At 62.2% G+C, this 19,121-nt stretch carries 11 protein-coding genes and 1 pseudogene; 6 read left to right on the top strand and 6 right to left on the bottom strand.

The window, feature by feature from the left end; all coding sequences use genetic code 11:
* Positions 1-61: 61 nt before the first annotated feature.
* Positions 62-1,243, bottom strand: coding sequence for a Na+/H+ antiporter NhaA (gene nhaA, locus LO787_RS25155; RefSeq protein ID WP_232493691.1), 1,182 nt, complete (start codon positions 1,241-1,243; stop codon positions 62-64).
* A gap of 257 nt (positions 1,244-1,500) precedes the next feature.
* On the opposite strand from nhaA, the gene LO787_RS25160 reads away from it, so the two are divergent.
* The 4 genes from LO787_RS25160 to LO787_RS25175 are packed head-to-tail and all read left to right on the top strand — an operon-like array spanning position 1,501 to position 11,894.
* Entirely contained in the window at positions 1,501-7,284 is a 5,784-nt protein-coding gene (locus LO787_RS25160) for an Ig-like domain-containing protein (protein ID WP_232493692.1), read from the top strand.
* A 59-nt stretch (positions 7,285-7,343) separates the two neighbouring features.
* A complete protein-coding gene (locus LO787_RS25165) occupies positions 7,344-8,555 on the top strand; it encodes a TolC family protein (RefSeq protein WP_232493693.1) in 1,212 nt (403 codons plus the stop codon).
* Positions 8,552-10,714, top strand: a complete 2,163-nt coding sequence (locus tag LO787_RS25170) for a type I secretion system permease/ATPase (protein WP_232493694.1) — start codon at positions 8,552-8,554, stop codon at positions 10,712-10,714. Before LO787_RS25165 ends, LO787_RS25170 begins: the two co-directional genes overlap by 4 nt.
* A complete protein-coding gene (locus tag LO787_RS25175) occupies positions 10,704-11,894 on the top strand; it encodes an HlyD family type I secretion periplasmic adaptor subunit (RefSeq protein ID WP_232493695.1) in 1,191 nt (396 codons plus the stop codon). The genes LO787_RS25170 and LO787_RS25175 overlap by 11 nt, the downstream gene beginning before the upstream one ends.
* A gap of 14 nt (positions 11,895-11,908) precedes the next feature.
* Here the strand turns inward: LO787_RS25175 and LO787_RS25180 are convergent, their stop codons facing one another.
* Together LO787_RS25180 and LO787_RS25185 are read right to left on the bottom strand one after the other, a co-directional pair.
* Entirely contained in the window at positions 11,909-13,420 is a 1,512-nt protein-coding gene (locus tag LO787_RS25180) for an MFS transporter (protein WP_232493696.1), read from the bottom strand.
* A gap of 200 nt (positions 13,421-13,620) precedes the next feature.
* Positions 13,621-14,238 (bottom strand): TetR/AcrR family transcriptional regulator, encoded by a 618-nt coding sequence (locus LO787_RS25185; RefSeq protein WP_232493697.1) that lies wholly within the window; start codon positions 14,236-14,238, stop codon positions 13,621-13,623.
* Positions 14,239-14,425: 187 nt separating this feature from the next.
* On the opposite strand from LO787_RS25185, the gene LO787_RS25190 reads away from it, so the two are divergent.
* Positions 14,426-15,115, top strand: coding sequence for a Coq4 family protein (locus LO787_RS25190; protein WP_338045403.1), 690 nt, complete (start codon positions 14,426-14,428; stop codon positions 15,113-15,115).
* Here the strand turns inward: LO787_RS25190 and LO787_RS25195 are convergent.
* Positions 15,090-15,983 (bottom strand): pirin family protein, encoded by an 894-nt coding sequence (locus tag LO787_RS25195; RefSeq protein ID WP_232493699.1) that lies wholly within the window; start codon positions 15,981-15,983, stop codon positions 15,090-15,092. The two genes, LO787_RS25190 and LO787_RS25195, sit on opposite strands and share 26 nt — an antisense overlap.
* A gap of 95 nt (positions 15,984-16,078) precedes the next feature.
* Between LO787_RS25195 and LO787_RS25200 the strand changes: the two genes are divergently transcribed.
* On the top strand, positions 16,079-16,984 hold the full coding sequence (locus tag LO787_RS25200; RefSeq protein ID WP_232493700.1) for a Rossmann-like and DUF2520 domain-containing protein: 906 nt from the start codon (positions 16,079-16,081) through the stop codon (positions 16,982-16,984).
* Here the strand turns inward: LO787_RS25200 and LO787_RS25205 are convergent.
* Together LO787_RS25205 and LO787_RS25210 are read right to left on the bottom strand one after the other, a co-directional pair.
* Entirely contained in the window at positions 16,941-18,575 is a 1,635-nt protein-coding gene (locus LO787_RS25205) for a Na+/H+ antiporter (protein ID WP_232493701.1), read from the bottom strand. The genes LO787_RS25200 and LO787_RS25205 overlap by 44 nt on opposite strands.
* Before the next feature lie 150 nt (positions 18,576-18,725).
* A pseudogene (locus LO787_RS25210) lies at positions 18,726-19,050 on the bottom strand (integrase core domain-containing protein); the annotation flags it as partial.
* Between the last annotated feature and the right edge of the window lie 71 nt (positions 19,051-19,121).

A 19,121-nucleotide genomic window follows, 5' to 3' on the forward strand; every position in this document is an offset into this window, starting at 1 on the left:
AAGAAAATTTACGCGGCTGATACGAAAACTTGCGCCCTACCCTCGCAAGATTGCAATGCGGTTACCGTCGAGGGGCGAACCTGAGCAACAGAAAGCCTGTCAGGGCCGATACGAGTGATCCGCCCAGCACGCCGATCTTGACTTGATCGATGTGCGCGGGGTCATCGAATGCCAGCCCGCCGACGAACAGGCTCATCGTGAAGCCAATGCCGCACAGCAGGCACATCCCGTAAGTCTGCAACCATCCCGCACCGGCCGGGCGACAGCCCAACCCGAGCCATGCGCTGATCCGCAATGCCAGGAACACCGCCGCCTGCTTGCCCAGGAAAAGCCCGCCGGCCACGCCCATCGGCAGGGGTGCAAGCACCTGATCGATGCCGATACCTCGAAGCGAGACGCCGGCATTCGCGAAACCGAACAGGGGTACGACCCCGTAGGCCACCCACCGATGGAGGCCGTGTTCCAGCCGGTGCAGCGGAGACTCGGTGCTCTCCGGCGTGCCGGGAGTGGCCCTGATCGGCACGAAGACCGCAGCGAGCACGCCTGCAACCGTAGCATGGATGCCCGAAAGGAGGACAGCCAGCCATAGCAATGCGGCAAGCACCATGTAGGGAGCAAGCCGCTGCACGCCTTTTCTGTTGAGCAGGAACATCGCGGCCAGGATCGCTCCCGCCGCGCCAAGCGCCATTGCGTCGATCGTGTCCGTATAAGCCAGTGCGATCACCGCGACCGCACCCATGTCATCGACGATCGCGATGGTCGTCAGCAGCAGCTTGAGCGAAGCCGGCACGCGATCGCCCAGCATCGCCATTACGCCGATGGCGAAAGCGATATCGGTTGCCGTGGGGATTGCCCAACCACGATGCAAGGACGGCTCCGAAGCCGTGACGGAAAGATAGATCAGTGCAGGCACCGCCATTCCTGCTCCGGCGGCGATGGTCGGCAGCACGCGATCCGACCATCGTGCGAGTTGCCCGTCCACCAGTTCCCGCTTGATCTCCAGCCCGACGAGCAGGAAAAACAGCGTCATCAGGCCATCGTTGATCCAGTGAGAGACCGAAAGAGGCCCGAGATATCGATGCAGGTTGTGAAAGTAGGCATCGGCCAAAGGGCTGTTCGCCATGCCGAGCGCAACGGCGGCAGCGGCCATCAGCAGAATGCCGCCTGCGGCTTCGCTCCTCAGGAAGTCTCTCAGAACGGATCGTGGCCGGCGGATCGCCTCCACGGCAAGCTTCTTCGTCATCCACCCGGCATAGTGGGCCTTCCCGCAGATCGCGAGAATAATCAGGCAATTGGCGTGCTTTTCCAAAAGCTCAAGCGGCCAACTGCATCCGTTATAGACCTGCCTTAACCAAGAAACTTTTCCCTATCCAGCTAAGGCACTTGGCCGCCGCCAAACCCCCTCGAAAACGGATGAAGTCTCGGTTGGAGATTTTCAGCGCGCGATTATCCCGATCGCCTGATCGGCGAACTCCGGCCGATCGCTGAGGGAGGCGCACGATGCCCGTCGAAGCCAAGATCGCCCCGGATTCCGCAGGTCTTCGGTCCGCACCGATCCAGACCATCGACGGCGGCATACCTGTACCGCCCGGCGGCAGCGTCGCCCTCGACATCGAACCCTCCGCAGTGTCCAACTTCAGCCGTGAAGGCAGCGACTTGCTCGTCCACCTCAAGTCGGGCGAGGTGGTGCGCATCGCGAACTTCTACCTCGACCCGACGCGCGCCTCTCACCTACTGCTCGTTAACGACGATCAGCTCATGGCAGTCGACCTCGCGCAGACCGCAAGCGGCGGCTTAGCTGCGTCCAGCTATGTGCCGATGGACGCCATGGCGGGCTTCAGCGGTCCCGCCGGCACGGTCGCTGCGGGCGTGACGGCGGGGGCGAGCGGTAGCGCTTTGGGAGCGGGCACGCTCATACCACTGGCCGCGATTGGCGGCGGCGGGCTTGTCGTCGCTGCTGCCTCGGGCAGCAGCGGAGGTGATAATGACAGCAATTCGCCACCGGATACGACAGCGCCGACGATAGCGACCAACCTCGCCGTCAACACCACGGGCGATCGCCTTACGGGCGGCGCCGAAGCTGGCGCGACGGTACGCGTTGACGCCAATGGCGACGGTGCCTTCGACTATTCCGTTACCGTAGCCGCAGACGGCACCTTCTCCGTGCCGCTGACGCCGCCCCTGCTGAATGGCGAAACGCTGAGCGTCATTGTGCGCGACACCGCCGGCAACGTCAGCCCCGCGGCCACCGTCACTGCGCCTGACACAACGCCGCCCGCTCCGGCATCGCAACTCAGCATCGCACCCGACGGAACCGGCCTGAGCGGCATCGGCGAGCCGGGCGCCACAGTCAGCGTGGATGTCGATGGAGACGGGAAACCGGACTATTCGGTCAAGATATCACCCGACGGCACCTTTACGATCCTCTTTCCCGCGCCCGTCGACAACGGGCAGCAGATCGAGGTCACGATCACAGATCCAGCCGGCAACTCCAGCCCCACCGCCACCATTCTGGCTCCCGACCTGACGCCTCCACCGGCAACCGCACCTTCCGTCGCGCCTTCGAACGGAATGGAATTCTCCGGGACAGCACAAGCAGGTGTCGCTGTCGTGCTTACCGACGCAGCAGGGAACATCCTCGGGCAGGCAGAAATCGCAGCCGACGGCACATGGTCCTTTACACCTCAGACACCACTCGCTGACGGCACTCCTGTCATAGTCTTCGCGGTCAACGCCGAGGGTCAGGCCGGTCCGACATCGACAGTGATCGTGGATGCCTCTGCGCCTCCTGCCCCGGAATTGCTCCCGTCAAACGGCGAAGCTTTGCAGGGAACTGCCGAAGCCGGTGCCACGATCATCCTGACCGACGATGAGGGCACGATAATCGGTCAGGCTACAGTCGATGGCGCCGGAAACTGGTCCTTTACTCCCGCCACGCCCCTGCCCGATGGCACGATCGTATCCGCCACAGCATACGACGCCGCGGGTAATGCAAGTCCGCAAGCCACAGTCACCATCGATGGCAATGCCCCCGTCGCCCCAACAATTGCCCCTACAAATGGCATGACCATTTCAGGGACAGCAGAGGCAGGCACCACGGTCTTCCTTTCCGACAGCGGCGGTAACCTGATCGGCCAGACCAGCGCCGATGAAAACGGCGTCTGGTCATTCAGCCCGACAGCCCCCCTGCCGGACCTCAGCACCGTGATTGCCGTGGCCCGGGATGCAGCAGGCAATGTCAGCGATCAGACCAGCGCCACCGTGGATGCTTCGGCACCTGCCACGCCAACCATAGCGCCGTCCGACGGTGGCGTCCTGTCGGGGACCGCCGAAGCAGGATCGATCGTGATCCTGATCGATGGCAACGGGAATGCTATCGGACAAGTCACGGCAAGCCAGAACGGCAATTGGATTTTTGCGCCGCCTTCTCCGTTGCCGGATGGCACCATAGTCAACGCGACCTCTCAGGATGCAGCCGGGAACCTTAGCGCAACCGCCAGCATCGTAGTCGATGCGGTTGCACCGGACGCCCCTGTAATTCAACCAACCAACGGCATCGTGATAAGCGGCAGCGCAGAAGCCGGAGCAATCGTCATTCTATCGGACGGCGACGACAACCCGATCGGACAGGCCGTCGCCAACGCAAGCGGGATATGGTCCTTCACGCCCGCTTCGCCACTGACTGATGGCACGGTAATCACCGCGACCGCTCAGGACGCTGCGGGAAATGCCAGCCCCGCCACAACGGCCATTGTCGATATGGTCGCACCGGCAACGCCGGTCATCAACGCCTCCAGCGGAACAACTTTTTCCGGGTCCGCCGAAGCTGGAACCACCGTGATCCTGACCGACGCTTCCGGTAATCCGGTCGGTCAGGTGCTCGTCGATGCATCTGGTCAATGGAGTTTTACGCCGGTATCGTCCCTGCCCGACGGAACCACGGTCAGTGTCGTCGCTCAGGATGCTGCCGGCAACACAAGTCCCGCATCCAGTACTGTCGTGGACGCCATTGCTCCGCCAATACCAACCATCGACCCGAGCAATGGCATGGTCTTTACCGGGACTGCTGAAGCAGGCTCGCTGATCACGTTGCGTGACCAAAGCGGCGCAATCATCGGTCAGGCCACAACTGACGGTTCTGGGAATTGGAGCTTCGTTCCAGTCAACCCATTGCCCGACGGATCGGTGGTCCACGTCGTAGCGCAGGACGCAGCAGGAAACACAAGCGCCGATGTATCGACGACGATCGACGCAACGGCCCCGCTTGCTCCGACGATCGCTGCCACGAACGGCGTCCTCATTACCGGTACAGCGGAAGCAGGGACTTTGGTCACTCTAAGCGATGACCATGGCGATCTCATTGGACAAACCATCACGGATGGCATGGGCAACTGGAGTTTCTCGCCTGCCACACCTCTGGCGGACGGCTCCATCGTCCAGGCGACAGCGCAGGATGCAGCTGGTAACGTCAGTTCGCCCGTCAGCACTGCAGTCGATGCGACGGCCCCATCCGCTCCCACTATCGATCCCAGCAACGGCACCGAACTCAACGGCACCGCCGAGGCTGGCTCTCTGCTTCTTCTGACGGACGGGAACGGTAATGTCATCGGACAGGTGACAACCGACGCATTCGGTTTCTGGACTTTCACGCCTTCCGCGCCACTGGCCGATGGCACGGTGGTCAACGCCACAGCTCAGGACGCGGCAGGAAACATCAGTTCCCCCGCCACCACGACCGTTGATTCATCACCCCCGATCGCGCCGACTATCGACCCCACCAATGGCTGGGAAGTGACGGGCACAGGTGAACCTGGTGCCACCGTGGTCCTCATGGATGGCACCGGAAACACGCTGGCATCGTTCTCGTTAGCCGAATCCGGTTCAGGGCGCATCGCGGTCTACTCCGTGAACGCGACTGCTCCAGACCTCGGTCCGCCCATCGGTGAAGTGTCGGTGGATACCAACGGAAACTGGGTATTCATCCCGCTGCTGCCGCTTCCCGATGGAACAGTCGTGATCGCCATTTCTATTGATGCTGCCGGCAATGTTGGCGGTCCCGTGAGCACAGTCGTTGATGGTGTACCGCCGTCCATCCCGACCATCGACCCTACTTCCGGGCTACTCCTGGAAGGCACAGCCGACGCTGGCGTCCTCCTGCGGCTGACCGATGAATTCGGCAACATGATCGGTCAGACTGTCGCGAATGGTGAAGGAAACTGGAGTTTCACTCCCTCCGTCCTTCTGCCCAATGGCACCACGGTCAATGTCGTAGCAATCGACGAAGTCGGCAACGAGAGCCTCCCTGCGACCACGCTCGTCGATTCCATCGCTCCGGCAACGCCGGTGATAGGTGCCAGCGACGGGACCGTAATCTTCGGCACTGCTGAAGCAGGCTCGTTGGTGACGTTGACCGACAGCCTCGGCCTGGTGATCGGCCAGACCATCACAAACCCGGATGGCACGTGGACGTTTACGCCTGTCTTGCCCTTACCCAACGCGACCATAATCAACGCCGTGGCGCAGGACGAGGCGGGCAATACGAGCCTGACTGCCAGCACCGCCATAGACAGCCTGCCACCCACCAGTCCCTTTCTAACTCTATTGGCAAACGGGGAACTGCTCATCGGCACTGCCGAACCCAATAGCCAGGTCCGCATAATCATCGACGGTGATACGGCAAACGCAATCACCGTTACCGTCGATGGAAGCGGCGGCTTCAATCTGCCTCTCACTGCTCCTCTGATCGCGGGGCAAACGGTCGAGGCGATAGCGATCGATGCCGCCGGAAACCAAAGTGCGCCCGCACTCCTCATCGCCCCCGATTACGCTCCGCCCGCTTTCACAGTCGTGGAAGTGGCCGACGGCTGGCTAAATGCGGATGAAGCGGCAAACGGCATCGAGGTCGAGATATCCCTCCGTCCGACCATGCAAGTTGGCCAAATAGTCACCGTAACGCTCAATGGCCAAGGCGGCTATCAGGTTCAAGTCTCGCATGAACTGACTTCGGCAGATGTGACTGCGGGTATCGTATTGCTGAATATCTCGCCCGCCGGCGGCATTGCATCCCTGCCCCAAGGTCCTGCTAACATAACCACATCTATCGACGGCGGCGCATCCTCGGCACCCGACAGTTTCGATATCGACACCATACCCCCATCCACTCCGGTTCTGTCACTGCTGGCAAGCATTTTGGACATATCCGCCGATCCGGGGACACAATTGACAATATCCGTCGATATCGGCGGAACAGTTGCCAGTACCGTGGTCGTCGTGGATGGGGCCGGGCTAGCTTCTCTCAATCTGCTGACCGGCCTCGATATCCAACTGGACTGGGCACAACTCCTCGGTGCTCAGGTTACCGTATCCGGCCAGGATGAGGCAGGCAATGTGAGCGATGTCGCTTCATTGGCGGTGGCGCCCAATATCGAACCACCTGTGGCGATTGGCAATTTCGGGTTGGCAGTCAGCCTGAATCCCTTCAGTCCGCAATTCGGAGTGACCGGAACGACCGAGCCGGATTCAATCGTCGTTATCCGTGTAGTTACTCCGGCGCTCAATGTCGAACTTCTGCCGATAATCGCCGATAATTCAGGCCATTTCACGCTGAACCTGCTCAGCCCCGCAATCCTGTCGCAGCTTGGCCTCAACATAACCGACATCCTCAACCTGGGATCACAGATTTCGCTCGGCTTCGTCGCGACGGATCCGCAAGGACACGAAAGTGCCTTCTACGGTCTGGCGCTGAGCCCGGCGGGGTTGTCGCTCAACATCGGCCAGATAGATGTGAACGGAACTCTCGCCGATGACATAATGTCAGGCTCCACCGGTGCCGAGCATATCAACGGCAATAGTGGCAACGACCTGATCCTCAACGTAGCGACCGGCGATCATGTGCTGGCGGGGCCGGGCAACGACACCATCGAGATAACGGCTGCCAATTTCTCGATCATCGATGGGGGCTCAGGTTTCGATACTCTGTGGCTCGCCAATGGGATGGATCTCGATTACGGCCCCGGTGCCGGCACACTTGCCAACATCGAACGGATCGATCTCGGTTCCGGAGACAACGGCAGCACACTCACTCTCACAGCGAGCGAGATCGATGCCATTACCGATGCGGGTAATACCCTGCAGGTGACAGGCGAAGGAAACGACGTTCTTCGCATCGTCGGCGCCATAGATACAGGTACAACGGAGACGCATGACGGCCTTGTCTTCGACGTCTACACGTTCGGTGCGACGACCGTCCTGGTAGAGGACAATACAGTTCAGGTCGTCGTGTGAGCATATCATGCGCAATCCGCAGAACCGCATGGGATTTCTCGCCGATAACTCTCGCGATCATGTTGCTGCTTACGCCTGCCTTCACGCGGGCGATGACGATCGAGGAAGCGGTGGCGACCGCCATCCTGAACCACCCGTCCATGGCCGCAGCGGCATCGGAAGCGAAGGCGGCCCATGTCGATGTCGATGTCGCGAAAGCAGGTTACCTGCCATCACTTTCCGCGTCAGGAGGCCCTCGGGACGTTACCCCCGACGAGTGGGCGTATGAAGTGACCGCCGCACAGATGATCTATGACTGGGGGCAGACGCGAAGCAAGGTGCGAGGCGCCCGCGCGACCGAAAGGCAACGCCAGGAAGAATGGCTGATCGCACGCGACGAGGCTGCACTCGACGTTATCGAGACTTATCTCGATGTCCTGTTGTATCGACGCCAATGCGAAGTCGATCAAACACAGATTGGCACCCTCGAAGATCTGGACCGGATGACACGCCTGCGGACCGACAGCGGATACGCAGATCGTAGCGAACCCGACCGCACGGCGCTCGAACTGGCGCGTGCCAGACAGCGTCTGGCCAGCGATCAGGGAATGGTTCTGGATTCTGTCGCGCAGTTCGATACGCTTGTCGGTGCGCCCGCCGAAGCATTGGTCGAGCCTGCACCTGCTCCCATGCTCGGCCAAATCGATAAGACAAACTTCGAAACTCTCATTGAGGCCGCCCCGCTTTACCGCAAAGCGGTCGAAGCCACGAACCATGCACGAGCGCAATACGACGAAGCGCGTTCTTCTATTCTGCCTCGCGTCAATGTCGAGGCAACTGCACTCAGCCGGGAAATTGGCGGACGTATGCAGAGCGACGGCATTCTTGCCCTACGCCTCAGGGTCAATCCCATGCAGGGGCTCTCCGCCTTCGATAGAACCGAAGGCGCTCGCCAACGCATCGCGGCTGCGCAGTGGAATGAAGCTGCCGCTCGCCGCGACATCGAACGTAAATTGCGCAATCTGACCACCAACGGTGCAGCACTCGTCGAGCAGGCACGGGCGCTGGAACGTCAGGTCGTCGATGCCGCGCAGTTGAGTCAGGTCTACCGCGAGCAATTCGAGGTCGGCAGGCGGGATATCGTCGATCTCGTGACGATCCAACGCGAGCATTTCGACGCACGGCGGTCCCTGAACGATGTCCGGCTCCAATTGATACGCATCCAGTATCGCCTGGCGGCCCAATTAGGTTGCTTGGCCGATCTGGTCGAACTTCCGACGGAGATGGAATGACCGAAGCGGCATCCACGAAACGCAGTCCATCGATGCCAGGCCGAGACCCGCTACGAGAGGGCCTCGTTCTCCTTGCAGGGATGCTGGGGCGCCACACGAGCGCTGGCGAGCTCGCCGATGGACTGCCGTTGGATAACGGAAGACTGCATCTGTCCATGGTCCCGCAGGCAATGCGGAGGCTGGACATTACCGCACGGGTTCGGGATTCCAGCCTCCCCATTCCCGGCTATCTGCTCCCGTCATTATTGATCTTCAAGGATGGCGAAAGCGCGGTCCTTTCCTCCATCGAAGCAGACTATGCGATCTTGCGCCTGCCAAGCGCTGACGGAGGCGTGCAACGAATGCCGGTTGCCGATCTGGCTGGACTGCACAGCGGCACGACAATCTTTGCCAAGGCGCAGTTTCGTAACGACCATAGCATTCATGGCCCGATTGCCAGAAACGGGCGGCATTGGTTCTTCGGCGCCCTTCGAAGTTATCGCAGAAGCTATCTTGAAGTCGCGTTGGGCGCGATGATGGCAAACCTGCTTGCTATCGCAACGGCCATTTTCGCCATGCAAGTCTATGATCGCGTCGTACCGAACGCAGCGTTTGATACCCTGTGGATTCTCGCAAGCGGAGTGGTCCTCGCCATAGTGTTCGAAGCCCTGCTCCGACATATGCGGGGGCACTTGCTGAACACGATGGGCAAGAGCCTTGATCTCACGCTATCGACCCAGCTTTTTGCACGGCTCCTCCAGACGCGACTTTCAGCACGCCCCGCAGCTCTCGGATCGTTCACCAGCCAAATCCGTGAGTTCGAGGGCGTGCGCGAGTTTTTCACATCCTCCAGCGCCGCCATAGCCAGCGACCTGCCCTTTACGCTGATCTTCCTTGGAATCATCGCCTTGATTGGTGGATGGGTGGTCATAGTGCCCGTTGCCGCAATCGTACTCATGATACTGCCAAGTCTGCTGATGCAGCGCAGCTTGGCCAGGCTGTCGCGCCAGAGCCTGCGCGAAGGAGCGATCAAGAACAGCATCTTGATCGAAGCCGTCGAAAACCTCGAAGCTATCAAGTCAGGACGCGGCGAGGGGCGCGCGATGATGATATGGCGAGCCCTCACCGCCCAACTTGCCGAAACCGCACGCCATAGTCATTCGCTGTCGAGCGCGCTGACATACGGCGCAGCGATGGTGCAACAACTTTGCTACGTCGGAGTCGTCATATTTGGCGTATTTCTGATCAGCAATGGAGACATGACTGTCGGCGCGTTGGTCGCCTGTTCACTACTCGCTGCGCGGGCTATTGCGCCCATGGCCCAAGCTGCGGCGATCCTCACACGCTGGCAGCATACGCGCATCGCTTTGGAGGGGCTGGACCAACTCATGGCGGCTCCCGTCGAACGTCCGGAAGCCCGTATTTTCGCAAGAGTTGAGAAGTTACGCGGAAACTTCACGATAAGCGGTCTCACCGCTCGATACGACGACGGGCCCCCGGTCGTGGATGTCAGGAAACTGACAATCGATGCCGGCGAGAAATTGGCAATCCTCGGTGGCAACGGCGCGGGCAAGTCAACACTGCTGAGGATTCTGTCCGGCTTTGGCGATGCCAGTTCTGGCACTATAATGCTTGACGGGATCAACCTCTCCCAGATCGATCCGGCTGACCGCCGCGCTGCGATAGGTTTTCTACCGCAGGATGTCGCCTTGATGCACGGCTCCTTGCGGGAGAATTTAAATCTCGAGGGTCAGGCAATATCGGATGCTGACATGTATGCCGTACTGGACGACGTCGGATTGGGCCGTTTCGTTCGCGCCAACCCCCTCGGTCTCGATATGCAGCTTTCGGGAAGCCGCAGCCTGTCAGGAGGGCAGCGCCAAGCGGTAGGACTTGCAAGAGTGGTGCTTCAAGATCCACAGATCGTGCTGCTCGACGAACCAACCGCCTTTTTCGATCAAGCTGCAGAAGAACAATTCATAGCCCGCATGAAAAGCTGGCTGGGTAACCGAACGCTGATCCTGATCACGCACAAGCGCTCCATGCTCGCTCTGGTCCAGCGCATCGTAGTGATGCGAGACGGCACTGTGGCGATGGATGGCCCCTCGGATGGCATCCTCTCCAACACCCAGCATAGCGCGCCGATGCGGGTCAAAGCCGAGGCTGCTCATGCAGACTGATGGCATCGTTGCTGAAAACCTGCGCCGCGAACTGAGCGATCCGCTTGGAACCGGAACACGCCCTCTGTATCGTCCTCTATTCTGGGCATCGTTGGCCTGCATAATCGTCGCCGTAGGATGGGCTGCGCTTGCCCGTCTTGACGAAGTGACACGCGGCGAGGGCCGCGTAGTTCCGATCAGTCGTATGCAGAAGATTCAGAGTCTCGAAGGCGGCATATTGGGGGAAATGCTTGTCCACGAAGGCGACATGGTCGAGCAAGGGCAGTCGCTGCTGCGCCTCGATCCGACGCATTTTCGGACGTCGTTCGAGGAAACCTCCAACCAGTCCGATGTTCTGAAAGCGGCCATTGCTCGCCTGCATGCCGAAGTCCTCGGCAAGCAAACCATTACCTTTCCTTCCGGGCTACCGCTCAACGGCGCTTTGGCCCGGTCGGAGCGCGAACTGTTCCTGTCGCGACGCAGCAAGTTGGAGGAAGGTCGGAGCACATTGCAGCAGCAGATTCGCATCGCTCAGGGCCAACTTGCGATCGTGCAGCCGCTCACCGCACGCAAGGTCGTCAGCGAGATGGAAGCGCTCAAGCTGCGACAGGATATCGCGACGTTCACCGGCAAGCTGGTAGAACTTGAGAACACCTACGCGCAGGAAGCCTATACCGAGCTGGCCAACAAGCAGGCAGAGCTGAGCGCGCTCAATCCCATCATGCAGCAGCGTGGCGATCAGTTGCGACGCACGGAAATCCGTTCACCGGTCCGCGGGCGGGTCAATACGGTGCTGGTCAATACTCGCGGTGGCGTGGTGCAGCCTGGCGAGCCGATCATGGAAATCACGCCCATGGACGACCGCCTGCTCATCGAAGCGAAAGTGCGGCCGCGTGACGTGGCGTTTCTCGTTCCGGGAATGGCAGCCAAGGTCAAGATAACGGCCTACGACTACACGATTTATGGCGACCTCAAGGGCAGGGTCGAGAGGATCAGCGCCGATACGATCGAGGAAGAGACGGTGCATGGCAAGGAGGCCTACTATCAGGTTCTTGTCAGGACCGACGGCGCGCATCTTGTCCGGGACGGAAAGCCTCTGCCGATCATTCCCGGCATGGTTGCCGAGGTCGATATCCTGACGGGAAAGCGCAGCGTTTTGAACTACTTGCTGCGCCCTCTACTCAAGGCGCGGTTGCACTGAACGGCTGCGTCAGGTCAGGCTGCCGAGCGCTGTTCCGCCTCGTCGCCTTCCGATGGGGCCGCGTGTCCGCTGATTTCCGCTCCGGCATCCGTTGCAAAGCGCAGGTTCCAGAACGTGGCCGTCACGGAGATCGCAGTGACCACCCAGAACGCCACCGAGAAGTCACTGAGCGTGGGCGTAGAGCTACCATTGGCCAACATAGCCAGATGCAGGGCCGTCGCAGCGACACAGATACCGAGGGACAGCATCAGTTGCTGGAAGGTGGAGTAGAATGCCGTGGCGCTGCTCATGTGCTGCTTGTCCACGCCGTCGTAGGCGATCGTGTTGTAGGCCGTGAACTGGAACGACATGAAGAAGCCGCAGAGCACCAGCACGCAGAACATCGCCCAGGTCGGCCAGCTAGGGCCGAACAGCCCGCAGATCGCATAGCCCGCGGTTGCGATGATGCCGTTCCAGATGAGCGCCCGGCGGAAACCGAAGCGACGCAGGACGCGGGGTGCAAAGCTCTTCATCGCCAGCGAGCCTATGGCCGTAGCGACGGTGATGGTACCGCTCTTCGCCGCCGTGAACCCGAGGCCGACCTGCATCATCAGCGGCAGCAGGAACGGCTGGGCGCCCTGCGTTATCCGCGTGATCGAACCGGCGATCACGGACAGCCGGAACGTGGGATCGCGCAGCAATCCAAGGTCGAGTATCGCCCCCTCTCGCCCGATGGCATGTCGGACGTAGAGCGCTCCGGCGGCGCCGCCGATCACGATCAGGATCGCCGCCATGGCGCCCTCGCCCGGTCGGCTGACCATTTCGAAGCCGAACAGCAGGCATCCCAGCGATACGCCGCTCAACACGAAACCGCGGGCGTCGAAACGGCCGGGATCATCCTCGCGGATATTGGCGATGTACCGCCCCACCAGCCAGAAGCCCAGCGCGCCCATCGGCAGGTTGATGTAGAATATCCAGCGCCAGTCGAGGTAGGTCACGATGAATCCGCCCAGCGGCGGGCCGAGGATCGGCCCGATCAGCGCCGGCACCAGCAGCCACGACATCGCATTGACCATGTCCCGCTTGGCGACCGACCGCAGCAGGACGAGCCGCCCCACCGGGATCATCATCGCGCCCCCCATGCCCTGCACGAAGCGGGACACCACGATCATCTCGAGCGTGCGGGATTGCCCGCAGGCGAGGCTTCCGAGAACGAAGAGCAGTATGGCGCTGCGGAACACGGTGCGCGAGCCGAAGCGATCCGCCAGCTTGCCCGACGCGGGGATGAAGATGGCCAGCGCGAGCAGGTAGGATGTCAGCGCGACGCTCATCTCCTGCGGCCGTACCGCAAAGTCGCGCGCCATGGTTGGCAAGGCCGTCGCCAGAACAGTCGAGTCGACGAATTCCATGAACAGCGCCGAGGCCACGATCAGCGCGACAAGCCGATAATTCGGGCTGGATTCGGGAGGGCCGAGATCCTTCGTCTTTGCCAGTGACCCTGCGGCAGGCACGATGCCGTCGCGCACTTCGGCATTGACCGAAGCCATACCTCGCCGCCGCGGCCTCATGGATGGACCTCGAGATATCGGGCGATTGAAGGCATGTTCGGACTTTCCGGGTTACGGACGGCTGGGATCCCCCATCCGGCGCGCCCATCTTGTCGCGGGCGCTGCCGCTACGGGGCATATAGGTGCAACGCAGCATATTGGAACCCCGAACCGCGCAGTGCCCGGACAATCCCTCGGATTCAATCGCCTGGCAAGGTCTGTACGAAGCCCATGACAAGGCGCTTGAGCGCAGCCTCGATGTCGGCTTGCGAAGGTTCGCCGTCCTCATGCCCCAGGATCATCGCGCGCAGCACTCCGGCGAATGCGTTGGTCAGCACGAAGGCTTCGGTGGCGCCAAAACCGGCTTGCTCAGCCTCGGCATCACCGGCAGTCAGCAAGGCGATGACGCGTTCGATCAACGGCGTCAGCCGCCCGCCACCGCGCGACAGCGAGTATTCCGCGACAAGCCGGTGAGCCTGCCGCCTCTCGCCATAGCCGCAGGTGACGGCCCGAACGATGCGTGACACCTTCTCCCCCGCGTCATGCATCGAGGCGTCCGACAGCGCCGCGATCACCCGCTGGGAGAGTTCGGCCATTTCCCGGTCGGCCAGCGCATCGAGGATCGCCTCCTTATTCGGGAAGTACTGGTACAGCGTGCCGATGCTGACCCCAGCGGTTTGCGCCACCGCGTTGGTCGTCAACGCACCCATGCCGCCGCTGTCGACGAGTCGGATCGCGGCTTCCAATATGAGTTCGATCTTGTGCAGCGCCCGTCCCTGACGCGGCGTGCGGACCGTGGATCGGCTATCTTCCGCCATTTTTCACCTGCGCCAGTGGAGTGAGGCGAACGCGAGTTTTCGAATGTGAGCGATGCTCATATTATCGCAGTAGCCAAGCGGTTCAATCACTTTCCCATGCCGCTGCTGAAAGGAAAGCTCGATGTCAGGCAATTCCGGCAGTTTCGATCTCGCCACACGCAGGGACTGGGGCGCAGCCCTGAATGCCTTGCGGCAATTGCTGTCCAATGCCGACGACACTGCGCAAGTGTTCCGCATCATGCGCGCCCTGAATGCGGGGTCGGCAGGCAAGGGATACGCGCGTCTGCTGCGCACGGAAGCCGGCGGACGGATCGCCTACCGCCGAACCGAACTGGCCCGGCTTCTTTCGGACGCAAGCTTCGTAGCTTCCTGTCCGCCATCGAGCGTCGGCGCAGCCTATGCCGACTTTCTCACAAGAACAGGCTATTCCGCAAAGGGACTGGCCGCCGTGAGCATGGAGGACGGCATGGCGAGCGAAGCGGAGCACCCGCATGCCTGGTTCGGCAGGCGCACCCGCGACGTCCACGACATCTGGCACATCCTGACAGGTTACCGGGCCGATGACCCGCTCGGCGAGGCCTGCCTCGTCGCATTCTCCTACGCGCAGACCGGCGGGCTCGGCTGGGCATTCATCGCGCTCGGCGCGGCCTTCAAGGCTTGCCGCACGCCCGGTGGCGGCGGCGCCTTGCGCGCCATCCGGGAGGGCTATCGGAACGGGCGACGAGCCGCGTGGCTGCTCGGCGAGGATTACGAAGCGATCCTGAGCGAACCGCTGGACGCGGCCCGCATCAGACTGCGGATCGCGCGGCCCGCCGCCTACGAAACCATGGGCAGCGAGCGCGCCGGGTTCTTCAGGACATCGCCGGTGGCTTCATGAACGGGTCATCCGGCAGCGGAATGAATTCCTGGTCGTCGGCGTCCGGCAGTTTCATCCGCCCCGCCTTCCAGTCTTCTGCCGCCTGCCGGAGCCTGTCCTTCGATGACGATACGAAGTTCCAGTAAAGGAACCTCTCGCCGACCGGTTCGCCGCCGAGCACCATGACCGTCGAGCGCTCGGCCGCCGTCATCCGCGACACAGCCGCGCCGAGCACCAGCATCCGTCCGGCTTCGTGCCGCGCGCCGTCGATCTCGATTGCGCCCGTAGCGACGTAGACTGCCCGTTCCGCATGACCCGAAGGGATTTCAGCGGTCGCACCCGGCTCCATGTCGAGGTGGGCATAGAACAGCGGCGAATGCGTCCGCGCCCCTGCAACGAGGCCGTAGGCGCTTCCGGCAATGAGTTGGCCCTGGATACCGGCCTCGCTCCACTGCGGCAGGTCGTCGCCTGCGTGATGGGAAAAGCCCGGATCGGTCTCCTCATCCTCCTGTGGCAAGGCCACCCAGGCCTGAATCCCGTGCAGATGGTCGCCGACGGCACGGGCCTTCTCAAAACGCTCCGAATGGGTGATGCCGCTGCCGGCGGTCATCCAGTTCACTTCGTTCGGGCGCACCGGCTGGTGAGAGCCCACGCTGTCCCTGTGCATGATCTCGCCTGAGAACAGGTACGTCACGGTCGACAGGCCGATATGCGGGTGCGGGCGGACATCGAGGCTGCGATCCGCACCCGCCGCGACATCGAGCGGCCCCATGTGATCGAAGAATACGAACGGCCCCACCATGCGCCGCTTGGCGAAGGGGAGCACGCGCCCGACGTCCAGCCCGCCGCCAAGGCTGCGGCGGCGCTGTTCGATAACCATTTCGATCATGTCATGGTACTCTTGTTGCGAAGCTTTGGGGGCAATCCATACGCCGCTTCCCGCCCGCCGTGCAACTTCGTCCGGAAGGCGCTATGCGCAGGTGCATGGATGACCTTCTCCCCCTCGGCCGGATCGGCATTGTCGGAGCCGGCCGGGTCGGTCGCGCCATGGCGCTTGGACTTGGCCCGCATTCGGCCGCCGCGCCTCTGATTTGGTCGCGCTCGGCAGGACGGGCACAGGCCGCCGTCGCAGAGATCGGCAACTGCCTTGCCGTGGACCGGCTGTCGGAGTTGCTCGAGGCGTGCGACGTGATCGCCATCGCCGTTGCCGACGATGCGATTCCCGATGTGGTCGCAGCCATGGCCGCGAACCCGATGGTCGCCGGGCGCTTCATCTTCCACGTCAGCGGGGGTAGCGGCACGACGATCCTCGACCCGCTCGAAAACGCAGGCGCGCGCACCGCCGCGGTGCATCCCGCCATGACCTTCACCGGCAATCCCCGGCGCGAGGTTGAGCGCATGATGTCGGCCCGCTTCGCCGTGACCGGATCGAGCCCGGACGCGGCCGCGCAGGCCCGGACGATCGTGGCGGCCCTCGGCGGCACTGCGGTCGAGATCGCAGAGGCACAGCGCGCCCTGTATCACGCCGCGCTGTGCCATGCGGCCAACCATCTCGTGACCCTGATCGCCGGGGCGTCCGAGGCTCTTGCCAGCGCTGGAGTAGCTGAGCCCGGCTCGTTGCTGGCCCCGCTTGCCCGCGCCGCGCTGGAAAACAGCCTCGTCAGCGGGCATGCGGCTCTCTCCGGGCCGATCCTGCGTGACGATGCTGGGACTGTTGCACGGCACCTGCAGGCGATATCCGACGGCAGCCCCGAACTGCTCGACGCCTACCGCGCGATGGCGCAGGCGACGCTCGATGCGCAGCAGCGGCGCAGTGGCTTGGCCCAGTCAGAACTGCGCGCGGTGCTCAGCCGAGATAGCGTGCTTCCGACAAGTCCAGTTCGCGCGTGAGTTTGCGCGCGGTCTCGCTGTTGATCTGCCGCCCGCGGACGAGTTTCAGCAGCGCGGTCCGCTCCGCCTTCACGCCCACCAGCCTGAACTCGCGCAGCAACCGGTTCCCCGTGCGCACCGCCTCGCTGGTCTGGCGCTCGCTCAACCCTTCGATCCGTTCGCGATAGAGCGTCATGACCTGCCCGCCTGCGTCGGCGTAGATGTCGGCCTCGCCATGGCTTTCGGCCAGCGCGTGCTGATGCCGTTCGATCGCCTGAATGGCGGCCTCGGCCACCGCTATGCGGGCACCGTCCTCCTCGGCCTGCCGAACCGGCTCCGGCGGCATGGCCAGCCCCTTGAGCAATATCGGCAATGCCAGGCTGGCCAGAACGAGCGAAACCACGATGACCCCGGCCGCGAGGAAGATCGCCAGATCGCGCGTGGGGAACGGAGTTCCATCATCCAGAGTAAGCGGCAGCGTCAGCACACCTGCCAGCGTGATCGCCCCTCGCACACCGGCCACCGATGTCGCCGCGATCAGGCGCCAATCGGGGCTCTGCACGCCGATGCCCCGACGTGCGCGGCGAAGGATCGTCAGCTTGAGCGACGCCCAGACCCACAGGAAGCGCAGCCCCGCAAGGCCCGCCACGATGACGAGGATATAGACGCCAAGCCACCATGGCTGACTGTGGCCGGTCGCCGCGACCGTCTGCTTCGCCCCGGCCAGAATGCCCGGCATCTGCTCCCCCAGCAGCACGAAAATGATGCCGTTGAGCGTGAACTGGACCATGTCCCACACGGAATTGCGCCGCATCCGCGTGACGGCAAGTGCCTGCCTCGATATCTCGGCATACGTCATCGTCACGCCCGCACTGACGGCGGCGAGAATGCCGGACGCATGGAGATGCTCCGCGAGCAGATAGGAACCGAACGGAATGAGGAGGCTCACCAGGATCTGCGATCCGGTATCTTCACCCCAGCGCTTCGTTACCCAGGATTTGACCCGCGTGACCACAAGGGTAACGACGACGCCTATCGCCAGCCCCGCGCCCGCGACCCAAACAAAGTTCAACGCTGCCGAACTCGCGGAAAACGTCCCCGTCAACGCCGCCGCCACCGCGAAACGCAGGCAGACAAGCCCCGAAGCGTCGTTGAGCAGAGACTCCCCTTCTAGGATATGCATCATCCGCTTGGGAATGGGCACACGCGCAGCAATCGCGGAAACCGCGATGGGGTCGGTAGGCGAAACGACCGCAGCCAATGCAAACGCAACCGCCAGCGGCATCGCGGGGATCATCCAATGGATCAGGAACCCCATGCCGATCACGGTCATGAGCACTAGCCCCAAGGCCAATTCGACTACCGTCGAGGCATCCTTGAAAAGCTCGTCCTTGGGAATTCGCCAGCCGTCGAGAAAAAGCAGTGGCGGCAGGAAGAGAAAAAGAAACAGTTCTGGATCGAGATCAACCCGGTGCGAGGTAGAAAGGCCGATGGCCCCGCCAAGTGCGATCTGCACCAGCGGCGTGGGTACGGAAAACGGCAACATTCTGGCAACGGCACCGCTGACGACGACCGCCAGCAGCAGGAAAAGCACGATCGAAACTGTCTCCAAAACCTCACTCCATGTCCTTGACGTGATTGGAGCTTAGAGGGCCTGGAACTGCGAGGGCAACCCTGCAATGAAAGCGGCCTTGATTGTTCGCGACGTGTGACGTGAGGCTCAGGTTCCCACCAGCACGGATTGGAGCAGCTTTGTTGCGCATGAGTGCGGCCTCTCCAGATTGTAATTCTCTGGCCAGGCGCAGATCACCACCCGGAAATGGCCCAGGCTCAGGAACAAGCTCTCATGGGGCACTTCGTCGCACATGCGACCGTTGAAGCTCTCGACGTAGCCGTTCCGCCTCGGCTTGCCCGGGGCAATAAGTACCCTCCACCCCGATTTCCCCACACCAGGCGAGGACGGCGTTCGAGGTCAGTTCGGTGCAGTTATCGCTGACACTCATCCCAGGCTTGTCGCGTTCGGCGATCAGATCGGTGCGCCTGCGCACCACCCGGCGCCCCGAAATCGGAGTGTCCCGCACCGGAGCCGATGCCCATGCCCCGATGGCACGACGCCGGTTTTGCCCGAAGTCCGGCATGATCTTCCTGCTGTGACCAG

The organism is Novosphingobium kaempferiae, from assembly GCF_021227995.1.
Lineage (GTDB): Bacteria > Pseudomonadota > Alphaproteobacteria > Sphingomonadales > Sphingomonadaceae > Novosphingobium > Novosphingobium kaempferiae.